This is a genomic window from Sphingomonas sp. Sph1(2015) (assembly GCF_001970915.1).
GTDB lineage: Bacteria > Pseudomonadota > Alphaproteobacteria > Sphingomonadales > Sphingomonadaceae > Sphingomonas > Sphingomonas parapaucimobilis.
Genome location: NZ_MQUI01000047.1, coordinates 16,625 through 27,915 on the forward strand (window position 1 = coordinate 16,625; position 11,291 = coordinate 27,915).

Sequence of the window (11,291 nt, forward strand, 5' to 3'; positions counted from 1 at the left end):
CATGGTCCGGCGTCGGACGGCGCATGGGTTTGATGGTGTTGCTGGGCACGGCGGCGGCGTGGCCCGCCATGGCGGAGGCGCGGCCGCGCATCCTGACCCCGATGAGCGCACACGCCGTCCTGCAACGCGACCGCCCGATCATCGTCGAGGGCGCGGCCGGGGCGGGCGAGGGCGTCACCGTGACGCTGGGCGGCACCAGCGCCACCGCGACCGCCGATGGAAAGGGCCGCTGGCGTGCGACCCTGCCCGCCATGGCGGCGACCGCGACGCCGCTGACCCTGACCGCCACCGGCAGGGACGGTACGGCCGACACGATGGACGATCTGCTGGTCGGCGATGTGTGGCTGTGTTCGGGCCAGTCCAACATGGAATATCCGACCAAGCAGGCGCTGAACGGCGAGGGGCTGGTCGCTGGTGCCGCCAATGACCGTATCCGCCTGCTCGACGTGGCGCATCATGTCGGCCTGTCCGCCGACGAGCCGCTGGAGAAGCGCCCGGTCTGGGCCGCCGCCTCGCCCGCCAGCGTCGCCGATTTCTCCGCCGCCTGTTATCTGATGGTCAAGGACCTGGCGGCCAAGGCGAATGTGCCGATGGGTGCGATCGATTCGAGCTGGGGCGGGACCAAGATCCTGCCCTGGATCGACGCGATCGACGCGCGCAAGCTGCCCGGCCTGAGCGCCGATGCCGACCTGCTGGCGCTCTATGCGCGCGATCATGCGGCGGGGCTGCGTAGCTTCGGCGAGCGCTGGGGCGACTGGTGGCGCAAGGCGAGCGGGACGAAACGCGGGCAGGAGCCGTGGAACGCCCCCGACCGGCTGAGCTGGACCCCGGTGCCCAAATTCGGTCCTTGGGAGGAATGGGGCGTGCCCGCGCTCGCCGATTATAACGGGCTGGTCTGGTTCCGGCAGGGCTTCGACCTGCCAACCGCTCCGACCGGCGATGGGGTGATAGAGCTGGCGGGCATCGACGAGCTGGATACGGTCTGGATCAACGGGGTGCCGGTTGGCGCGACCTTCGGCTGGGGCGACTGGCGGCGCTATACCGTGCCGCGCTCGGCGCTGAAGAAGGGCCGCAACGAGATCCTTGTCGGGCTGGGCGATACCTATGGTCCGGGCGGCATGTTCGGTCCGGCCGACCGGATCCGGTTCACCCCTGCGGGCGGTGCGCCGATCCCGCTCGGCACCGGCTGGCGCTATTCCATCTACAAGGCGAACGACCAGAGTTATCCGCGCAGCCCCTGGGAAAGCCATGCCGGGTTGGGTACGCTGTATAATGGCATGATCGCGCCTTTGGGGCCGATCGGGTTGAAGGGTGTCGCCTGGTATCAGGGTGAGTCGGATGTCGGCCTGGCCAGCTATGGCGATCGTCTTGCGGCACTGATGACCGGCTGGCGGCGGCAGTTCCAGAGCCAGGACCTGCCCTTCCTGATCGTGCAACTGGCCAATTTCGGATCGCCGCCGGTCAAGATCGGCGACAGCGGCTGGGCGGCCTTGCGCGAGACGCAGCGGCTGGCGGTGTTGCGCGATGCCCATGCGGCGCTCGCGACGACGATCGATATCGGCGTGCGCAACGACATCCACCCGGCGGACAAGAACGAACTCGCCAAGCGGCTGGTCTTTGCGCAAGGCCGCCTGGAGGCGGGCGACCGCGCCAATGCGTCCGGGCCGATGATCGCCTCGGCCACCCGCGCGGGGGGTGAGGTGGTGCTGCGTTTCGACGGGGTGCAGGGGGCGCTTCATGCGTGGAGCGCAGGCTCGCCGATCGGGTTCGAGCTGTGCGACGCCTCGGCCTGCCGTTACGTCAATGCGACGGTGAACGGGGCGGAGGTACGGCTGGCTGATGCGAAGCCCGGCGATGTGCGGGTCCGCTATGCCTGGGCCGATGCCCCGGTGGTCAATTTCTATGACGAAGCGCCGCATCCCGTGGTGCCGTTCGAGGCGGCGATCACGGGGAACTGACCTAAAATTCCTCCCCTGTAAGGGGAGGGGGACCAGCGAAGCTGATGGAGGGGTGTCACCCCTATCGAGAGCGGGACACCCCTCCGTCAGGCTTCGCCTGCCACCTCCCCTTGCAGGGGAGGAAAAGTGGGAAAAACGCCACCACCCGACGCGTTCGACCGACCAATGCCCCCAAAATGCGCTTGAAATAAAATGTCATCCGGTTGAAAGATAGCAACGACCCGAGCGGAATCGGGCGAAGCGTTGAGGAGAGAGCATGGCCGTGCCGCCAGAAGGCATTTCGCGCGCCAACCTGGCCCCGTTGCAACTGCATGTCCCCGAGCCGAAATTCCGGCCGGGCGATGCGGTCGACTTCGCCAGTGTCGAGGTTCCGCCCGCCGGTGCCCAGCGCCGCCCGGACACTGCCGCGCCCGCCGACAGCTTCCATGAACTCGCCTATACGCTGGTGCGCGTACTGGATGACGAGGGCCGCGCGGTCGGTCCCTGGGACCCCAAGCTCTCGCCTGATGGCCTGCGCCGGATGCTGCGCCACATGGTGCTGCTCCGCGCGTTCGACGAGCGCATGTTCCGGGCGCAGCGCCAGGGCAAGACTAGCTTCTACATGAAGGCGCTGGGCGAGGAGGCGGTCGCCGTCGCCGCCGCCCATGCGCTGGATTATGAGGATATGTGCTTCCCGTCCTACCGCCAGCAGGGGCTGCTCATCGCGCGCGACTGGTCGCTGGTCGACATGATGAACCAGATTTATTCCAACAGCGCGGACCGGCTGGGCGGCAAGCAGCTGCCCATCATGTATTCCGCCAAGGAAGCCGGGTTCTTCTCGATCTCGGGCAACCTGACCACGCAATATCCGCAAGCCGTGGGCTGGGCGATGGCCTCCGCCGCCAAGGGCGACACCCGGATCGCGGCGGTGTGGTGCGGCGAGGGCTCGACGGCGGAGGGAGACTTCCACTCGGCCTGCACCTTCGCCGCCGTCTATCGCGCGCCCGTCGTCATGAACGTCGTCAACAACCAGTGGGCGATCTCCAGCTTCTCCGGCTTCGCGGGCGCGGAGGCGACGACCTTCGCCGCGCGCGCGATCGGCTATGGCATTGCGGGCCTGCGGGTCGACGGCAATGACGCGCTGGCGGTCTATGCCGCCACGCAATGGGCGGCCGAGCGGGCGCGGACCAACCAGGGGCCGACGCTGATCGAGCATTTCACCTATCGCACCGAAGGCCATTCGACCTCGGACGATCCGACCCAATATCGCTCGGCGGGCGAGCCGACCGCCTGGCCGCTGGGCGATCCGATCCGGCGGTTGAAGGATCATCTGATCGGCCTCGGCGAGTGGGACGAAGAGCGCCACGCGACCCAGGACCGGGAAGTCGCCGAGGAAGTCCGCGCCGCGCAAAAGGCGGCCGAGGCGAACGGCATTCTCGGCCACGGTCTGCACCAGCCGCTCGACAGCCTGTTCGACGGCGTGTTCGAGGAGATGCCCTGGCATTTGCGCGAGCAGCGCCAGCAGATGCTCGACGAGGAACAGGCGAGCGGACGGCCATGGGCGCGGAAATGAGTTTCCCCGCTTACACCCTCACCCTTCCGGCGCTTTGCGCCTCCCTCCCTCTCCCGTTGGGAGAGGGACAGTGAGCGATACCATGACCGAGACTGTTGAACAGGCGGGCGAAACCACCCGCATGAACATGATCCAGGCGATCAACTCCGCCATGGACGTGGTCATGGCGCGCGACCCGGATGTGGTCGTGATGGGCGAGGATGTCGGCTATTTCGGCGGCGTCTTCCGCGCCACCGCTGGCTTGCAGAAGAAATATGGCAAGACGCGCGTGTTCGACACGCCGATCACCGAATGCGGCATCATCGGCGTCGCGGTCGGCATGGGGGCATACGGCCTGCGCCCGGTGCCGGAGATTCAGTTCGCCGACTATATCTATCCCGCGCTCGACCAGTTGGTCAGCGAGGCGGCGCGGCTGCGCTATCGCTCGGCGGGCGAGTTCACCGCGCCGATCACGGTACGCTCGCCCTTCGGCGGCGGCATCTTCGGCGGCCAGACGCACAGCCAGTCGCCAGAGGGCATCTTCACCCATGTCTCGGGCATCAAGACGGTGATCCCCGCCACGCCCTATGACGCCAAGGGCCTGCTGATCGCCGCGATCGAGGACAACGACCCCGTCCTCTTCTTCGAGCCGAAGCGCATCTATAACGGCCCCTTCAACGGCCATTGGGATCGCCCGGCGGAGAATTGGTCGAAGCATCCCGGTGGCGAGGTCCCCACCGGCTATTACAAGATCCCGCTGGGCAAGGCGGCGACGGTGCGCGCAGGGGAAGCGGTGACGATCCTGTGCTATGGCACGATGGTCCATGTCTGCGCCGCCGTGGTCGCCGATCTGGGCGTGGATGCCGAGATCATCGACCTGCGCACCCTCGTCCCGCTCGACATCGAGGCGATCGAGGCGTCGGTGAAGAAGACCGGCCGCTGCATGATCGTGCACGAGGCGACGCGCACCGGCGGTTACGGCGCGGAGCTGTCCGCGCTGGTCCAGGAACGCTGTTTTTATCACCTCGAAGCGCCGATCGCGCGCGTGACCGGCTTCGACACGCCCTATCCGCACAGCCTGGAATGGGCCTATTTCCCCGGCCCGGTCCGTATCGGCCAGGCGCTCAAGACCTTGTTGAAGGACGCCTGACATGGCTCGTTTCACCTTCCGCCTGCCCGATATCGGCGAAGGCATTTCCGAGGCCGAGATCGTCGCCTGGCACGTGCAACTCGGCGACCGGGTCGAGGAGGATCAGTCGGTCGCCGACATGATGACCGACAAGGCCACGGTCGAGATGGAATCCCCCGTGTCGGGCACCGTCGTCGAACTGGCGGGCGAGGTCGGCGACCAGGTGCCGATCGGATCGGCGCTGATGGTGATCGAAACCGATGCGGTGGAAGAGGCTTCACCCGCGACGCAAGAGGCGGTGCTGGAAGCCGAAAACCCCGGCGTTGAAGAAGCGCCCACTCCCTCTCCCCTCGTGGGAGAGGGCCGGGGTGAGGGGGCGTCGCAAGCTACGCCCCCTGCCGAATCCCCCGTGGCCACCCCTCACCCCGACCCTCTCCCACAAGGGGAGAGGGAGCAGGAGAAGAAGGTGCTGGCCTCGCCCGCCGTCCGGGCGCGCGCGTTGGATCTGGGCGTCGACCTTGTCAGCGTGAAACCCGCCGAGGGCGACCGGGTGCGCCATGCGGACCTCGACGCTTTCCTGCGCTATGGGTCGGGCCAGGGCTACACCCCCGCCCGCGCGCCCCGCGCGGATGAGGCCGTGCGCGTCATCGGCATGCGTCGCCGCATCGCCGAGAATATGGCCGCCTCCAAGCGTGCCATCCCGCACTTCACCTATGTCGAGGAAATCGACGTCACCGCGCTGGAGGAGACGCGCGCGCAGCTGAACGCCGGGCGCGGCAACCGGCCCAAGCTGACGATGCTGCCGCTGCTGATCGTCGCGATCTGCAAGACCCTGCCCGACTTCCCGATGCTCAACGCGCGCTATGACGACGAGGCGGGCGTGGTGAACCGCTCGGGGGCCGTCCATATGGGCATGGCGACGCAGACTCCCGCCGGGCTGATGGTCCCGGTCATCCGCAACGCCGAGAGCCGCAATGTCTGGCAACTCGCGACCGAGATCGGCCGTCTCGCCGAAGCGGCGCGCGCGGGCAGCATCGCGAGCGGCGACATGGGCGGCGGCACGATCACCCTGACCTCGCTCGGGCCGCTCGGCGGGATCGCGACGACGCCGGTCATCAACCGGCCCGAGGTCGCGATCATCGGCCCCAACCGCATCGTCGAGCGGCCCGTTTTCCGCTCCGACGGGCGCGGCGGCGAGACGATCGCGCGCGCCAAGCTGATGAACCTGTCGATCAGCTGCGACCACCGGGTCGTCGATGGTTACGATGCGGCGAGCTATGTCCAGGCGTTGAAGCGGTTGCTGGAAACGCCGGTGATGCTGTTCGCGGATTGAGGGATTCCCTTGGCCTTCGACTTCGCTCAGGCTCAACGGATATGTGGGATCAAGACCAACAGCCGTTCACGCTGAGCGAAGTCGAAGCGCACGCATGAACCTATCCGCCAGGCATGCGTCCTCACCCCGAAACAGGAGGACGCCATGCGCGGAATGACGGCGGGATCGCTGGAAATGACGTCGGACGGGACGGTGCGCGGAATGGTCGGCGGTGACGTTCTCGTCGCCTCCGGTGTCCATGCCACGATCAAGGGCATGGTCGCAGGCGACGTCATCGTCGAGCGCAGCGCATCGGTGCGGATCACCGGCATGGTATCGGGCCGGGTCGTCAATCTGGGCGGCGCGGTCGAGGTCGACGGGATGGTCGCGGGCTAACCCCCCGGCTTGCCATCGGTCCCCCAAGCGTGAAGAGGGGGCGGCATGACGACCGCTCAACCCGCGCGTACCGGCCTGTTGCTGGGCATCGGCGCCTATGTCAGCTGGGGCATATTGCCGCTCTATCTCAAGCTGCTGAAGGGCGTGCCCGCGCTTCAGGTGCTGGCGCACCGCATCCTGTGGTCGCTCCTTCTGCTCGCGGTCGTCGTGCTGGTCGCGCGACGCGGCAAGGCCATCGTCGCGGCGGCGCGGGGCCGTACCTTGCTGCTGCTCTGCGCCAGCGCGGCGCTGATCGCGCTCAACTGGCTGGTCTATATCTGGTCGGTGCAGAACAATCATGTTCTGGAAGCCAGCCTGGGCTATTTCATCAACCCGCTGGTCAATGTCGTGCTGGGCGTCACCCTGCTCGGCGAGCGAATCCGGCGGGGGCAGGCGATCGCGGTCGGCATCGCAGGCGTCGGCGTGGCGGTGCTGGCGATCAATGGCGGCGGTGCGATCGGTATTTCGCTGGCACTGGCGCTGTCCTTCGGTTTCTATGGTTTCGTCCGCAAGATCGCAGCGATCGATGCGCTGGGCGGCCTGACGGTCGAGACATTGTTGCTCGCCGCGCCTGCGCTGTTCGTGCTGTTCCAGGCGAGCGGCGATGGCACGGCGGCATTCGGGGTGGACCGGCATCTCGACATGCTGCTGATCCTGGCGGGCGCGGTGACGGCGGCCCCCCTCCTGATGTTCGCGGCGGCCGCGCGGCGGATGCGTTACACGACGCTCGGCCTGCTGCAATATATCGCCCCGACCCTGCAATTCGCGCAGGCGGTGCTGCTGTTCGGCGAGCCGCTCAAGCCGGTCCATATCGTCACTTTCGTGCTGATCTGGTTGGGGTGCGGGCTCTACGCCTTCGACAGCGTGCGGGGCAGCCGCAGCGACCAATAGGTTCGCGCAGAGGCGCAGAGGACGCAGGGAGAGATCGCTCAGTCGCGGGCTGCCCGCCTTTTTCATCGGCGCGGCTTTGTCTACGGATCGATAGGGTGGAGGCCGGTGTGTCTCATCCAGACATCTCTGCGTCCTCCGCGCCTCCGCGCGAACAAAACCTATTTGCGCCCGCTTTGAAGCCTGGCGACGGCCCGCCGCAGCACCCCGCGCGGCGCGACCCGCGTGCTGGCGGCGGTCAGTCGGTTGAGCAGCCCCGACACCATCACCGCCTGCCCCCGCTCCAGCGCGGCAAGGCCGTCGCGCACCACCTGTTCCGACCCGGCGGCGAAGCGCTCGAACAGCGGTGTCTCTGCCATGCCCGCCACATCGGCGAACTCGGTCCTGGTCGGCCCAGGGCACAACGCCGTCACCGCTACGCCACGCCCTTTCACCTCCTCATGCAGCGCCTCGGAAAAGTGCAGCACGAACGCCTTGCTGGCATAATAGACCGCCATATACGGCCCCGGCTGAAACGCGGCGGTCGAGGCGACGTTCAGCACACGCCCGCGCCCGCGTGCCAGCATCGGCGGCAGCATGGCGTGGGTCAGCATCACCAGCGCCCGCACATTGAGGTCGATCATCCCCGTCTGCGTCGCCAGATCGCTGTCGGCAAAGTCACCCAGCGCGCCAAAGCCGGCATTGTTGATGAGCGTGTCCACAACCAGGCCCCGGTCGGCGATCCCGTCGAGCAGCGTCCTGACCCCTTCGGGCCGCCCGAGATCGGCGGAGATGACATGCACCTCGACATCCGGCCGCGCGCCCAGTTCCTGGGCCAGGGCCGCCAGCCGGTCCGTTCGCCGGGCGGTCAGGACCAGCGTCGCCGGCTTCCGGGCCAGCGCCCGCGCGAAATCCGCGCCCAGCCCGGCGGAGGCGCCGGTAATCAGGATGGTGTCGGGCATCGCCATATCCCCAAAAGCGGCGGCCATCCCTTCGGCCAGCCGCCGGTCAATCCAGGTCCTTAGCAATCCGCATCGGGCGGACGGGTTCCATCGGATGACAAGGGGAGATCGGGCGCGGCGATAATGGGGGAAAGGGCGGCCCGTTTTCCAGGCCGCCCGGCATCCCCTCCCGGCACGGAGCCCGAGGGCTCCCGATGCCTAGGCGTCGTCCCGTTATCGGCCGATCACCTGACATGGCCATTGTCTAGTCCACATGGCCATTGTCTAGTCCGGTCGGGGGGACGGGCTCAAGTACCTCTTCGTGCCCGCCCGCACTATGCTTCGTTGCTGTGTCTTTCGAGCAACGGGTATGGCGCTGGCCTCTGGTGCCGAAGCCGGTCTAATAGGACGTCATGACTATCGAAATCCGCCATGACGGGCCTGTCGCCATTCTGACGTTACGGAATCCGCCCAATAATCACCTGGGGCTGGGAACCATTTCGCAATTGGCGGATGCGTTCGACGATGTGGATTCGGACCCCGCGATTCGTGCGATCCTGCTTCGATCAGAGGGTCGGGTATTTTGCGCAGGCGCCGACCTGATCCATGCGAACCCGGTCGCCGAGCCGTTGCCGCCGGGCGAGCGCAGCCCCTTCTACATGGCGGCGGCGCGGCTGTTCGGCGTAGCGACGCCGGTGGTCGCGGCGGTGCAGGGTGCGGCGGTCGGGGCCGGACTGGGGCTGGCGCTGGTCGCCGATTTCCGTATCGCGACGCCCGAGGCGCGTTTCGTGGCGAACTTCGTCCAGCTCGGGCTGCATCCGGGCTTTGGCATCTCGGCGGTGCTGGAACGGGTGATCGGGCGCCAGCGCGCGGCGATGATGCTGCTGACCGGGCGGCGTATCCGGGGCGAGGAGGCCGAGCGCTGGGGGCTGGTCGACCAGCTGGTATCGGCCGAAGCGCTGCAGGCGACCGCACTGGCGCTGGCGCAGGAGATCGCCGCCGCCGCGCCGTTGGCGGTGGCGTCGACGCGGCGGACGATCCGCGGCGATCTGCGCGCGCTGGTCGAGGCGGCGACCGATCATGAACTGGCCGAGCAGGCCAAGCTGATGCGGACCGAGGATTTTACCGAAGGCGTGCGCGCGGTGACCGAGCGGCGGCCGGGGCGGTTCGTGGGGCGGTAAAAGCCCCCCGTCCCTATGACCGCCCTCCGTTGACCGCCCTCCGTTCAGCCTGAGCGAAGTCGAAGGCCACGCTGCCCCATAGCGGCCAAGCCCAAATCCCTCGCGGCGAGGTTTTCCCTTGGCCTTCGACTTCGCTCAGGCTGAACGGGGGCCGGGAAGGCCTCAGCCCTTGCGCGCCGCCATTTCAGCCTGACGCGCGGGCAGGGCCGCCAGGATCGCGCGGCGTTCCTCGGCGGGCTTGGCGCTCCAGTTCGAAATCTCGCGGATGGTGCGCGCGCAGCCCAGGCACCAGCCGGTCGCCTTGTCCATCGTGCAGACCAGGACGCATGGGCTGGCAAGGCTCGTCGGTTGCGGCTCGACGAAGCTGATGATGTCGAGCGACATCGGTCAGATCCCGAACGAGACCTTCAGGAAGTCCGGGATAGGGCCGTTCCAGCCGCCGTCATCGGGTGCTTCGTCCGCGTTGGAACGGCGACGATCGCGGCGATCGTCCCGACGCGGTGCCCGGGGCTCTTCGCGACGCGTCCGGGCGGGACGGGTGCGGGGGGCTTCCTCGACGGCCTCGGTTTCCGCTTCCACCGTCTCGACCTCGGCCGGGCGGGCGCTGCGATCGCGGCGCGTGCGCCGGGCGGGGCGTTCCTCTTCGGCGGGGGCGGGGAGTTCGAGGCGGTCGATCTTCTGACCGGTCAGCTTCTCGATATTTTCCAGATTCTCGGCGTCATCAGGCGCGACGAAGGTGTATGCGGTGCCGGTCGCGCCGCCACGGCCGGTGCGGCCGATGCGGTGGACATAATCGTCCGGGTGCCAGGGTGCGTCGAAGTTGAAGACGTGGCTGACGCCCTTGATGTCCAGCCCGCGCGCCGCGACGTCCGAGGCGACCAGGATGTTGATGTCGCCGCGCTTGAACAGCTCCAGCTCGGCCAGACGCTGGGGCTGTTCCATGTCGCCATGGATTTCGCCCGAGCGGAAACCATGCTGCTTCAGCGACTTGTTCAGCTCGCGCACCGTCGTCTTGCGGTTGCAGAAGATGATCGCGTTGCGAACCTCTTCCTGACCGAGCAGCTGGCGCAGGCGCTTGCGCTTCTCGAACGACTGGGGCGCGACGGGCACCACGAATTGGGCGATGTTGATGTTGGTCGAGGCGGGACGCGCGACCTCGATCGTCTTGGGGTTTTCCAGGAACTTGTCGGCCAGCTTCTTGATCGGCGGTGGCATCGTCGCGGAAAACAGCAGAGTCTGGCGCTGCTTGGGCAGCTTGGTGCAGATTTCCTCGATATCGGGGATGAAGCCCATGTCGAGCATCCGGTCCGCCTCGTCGATGACCAGCATCGAACAACCGGTCAGCAGGATGTTGCCGCGCTGGAACAGGTCCATCAACCGGCCCGGCGTCGCGATCAGCACGTCGACGCCCTTTTCCAGCGCCTTGATCTGGTCGCCCATCGAGACGCCGCCGATCAGCAGCGCCATCGAGAGCTTTTGGCCAGCGCCGTATTTCTCGAAATTCTCGGCCACCTGCGCGGCGAGTTCGCGCGTCGGCTCCAGGATCAGGCTGCGCGGCATCCGTGCGCGGCTGCGGCCATGCGCCAGGATGTCGATCATCGGCAGGACAAAGGCGGCGGTCTTGCCCGTGCCCGTCTGCGCGATGCCGATGATGTCGCGCATCATCAGCACCGAGGGGATGGCGGAGGCCTGGATCGGCGTCGGCTCGGTATAGCCGGCGTCGGTGACCGTCTTGAGAAGTTCGTCGGAGAGGCCGAGATCGGCAAAGCTCATGCAATTTTCCGGAATTTGGTGCGGAATGGGAATCGCCCCGCACGCGCCCAGCAGCTTATGCCGCTTGCGGATTTGGGGGCAAAAGTCAAGTTTTCCACATGGGGGAGGGATGGCAGTCCCGCAAATTCCCGCCTTTTTCTTCTTCCTCCCCTCCCGCAGGCGGG

General features: G+C 67.3%; 10 protein-coding genes. 7 read left to right on the forward strand and 3 right to left on the reverse strand.

Annotation, left to right across the window (positions count from 1 at the left end):
* Positions 1-23 precede the first annotated feature (23 nt).
* The 6 genes from BSZ14_RS15560 (at position 24) to rarD (ending at position 7,256) form a co-directional block, all read left to right on the forward strand.
* Positions 24-1,958 (forward strand): sialate O-acetylesterase, encoded by a 1,935-nt coding sequence (locus BSZ14_RS15560; protein ID WP_076711616.1) that lies wholly within the window; start codon positions 24-26, stop codon positions 1,956-1,958.
* 256 nt (positions 1,959-2,214) lie between these two features.
* Complete coding sequence (locus tag BSZ14_RS15565) at positions 2,215-3,510, forward strand: 3-methyl-2-oxobutanoate dehydrogenase (2-methylpropanoyl-transferring) subunit alpha (RefSeq protein WP_076711617.1); 1,296 nt, start codon at positions 2,215-2,217, stop codon at positions 3,508-3,510.
* A 121-nt stretch (positions 3,511-3,631) separates the two neighbouring features.
* The gene (locus BSZ14_RS15570) at positions 3,632-4,639 is read left to right on the forward strand and encodes an alpha-ketoacid dehydrogenase subunit beta (RefSeq protein WP_042485779.1); all 1,008 of its coding nucleotides are present in this window, start codon (positions 3,632-3,634) and stop codon (positions 4,637-4,639) included.
* 1 nt (position 4,640) lies between these two features.
* Positions 4,641-5,951, forward strand: a complete 1,311-nt coding sequence (locus tag BSZ14_RS15575; protein WP_076711618.1) for a dihydrolipoamide acetyltransferase family protein — start codon at positions 4,641-4,643, stop codon at positions 5,949-5,951.
* A gap of 144 nt (positions 5,952-6,095) precedes the next feature.
* Entirely contained in the window at positions 6,096-6,326 is a 231-nt protein-coding gene (locus tag BSZ14_RS15580; RefSeq protein WP_076711619.1) for a hypothetical protein, read from the forward strand.
* Positions 6,327-6,371: 45 nt separating this feature from the next.
* Positions 6,372-7,256, forward strand: coding sequence for an EamA family transporter RarD (gene rarD, locus BSZ14_RS15585; protein WP_076711620.1), 885 nt, complete (start codon positions 6,372-6,374; stop codon positions 7,254-7,256).
* A gap of 158 nt (positions 7,257-7,414) precedes the next feature.
* Here rarD and BSZ14_RS15590 read toward each other — a convergent pair whose 3' ends face one another.
* Complete coding sequence (locus BSZ14_RS15590) at positions 7,415-8,194, reverse strand: SDR family NAD(P)-dependent oxidoreductase (RefSeq protein WP_083748296.1); 780 nt, start codon at positions 8,192-8,194, stop codon at positions 7,415-7,417.
* A 392-nt stretch (positions 8,195-8,586) separates the two neighbouring features.
* Here BSZ14_RS15590 and BSZ14_RS15595 point away from each other — a divergent pair, with 392 nt between their 5' ends.
* On the forward strand, positions 8,587-9,354 hold the full coding sequence (locus tag BSZ14_RS15595; RefSeq protein WP_076711622.1) for an enoyl-CoA hydratase/isomerase family protein: 768 nt from the start codon (positions 8,587-8,589) through the stop codon (positions 9,352-9,354).
* Positions 9,355-9,516: 162 nt separating this feature from the next.
* Here BSZ14_RS15595 and BSZ14_RS15600 read toward each other — a convergent pair whose 3' ends face one another.
* Positions 9,517-9,738: a DUF1289 domain-containing protein gene (locus BSZ14_RS15600; protein WP_076711623.1), complete on the reverse strand. Its 222-nt coding sequence runs from the start codon at positions 9,736-9,738 to the stop codon at positions 9,517-9,519.
* A gap of 3 nt (positions 9,739-9,741) precedes the next feature.
* Positions 9,742-11,127: a DEAD/DEAH box helicase gene (locus tag BSZ14_RS15605; protein ID WP_076711624.1), complete on the reverse strand. Its 1,386-nt coding sequence runs from the start codon at positions 11,125-11,127 to the stop codon at positions 9,742-9,744.
* Positions 11,128-11,291: the final 164 nt, after the last annotated feature.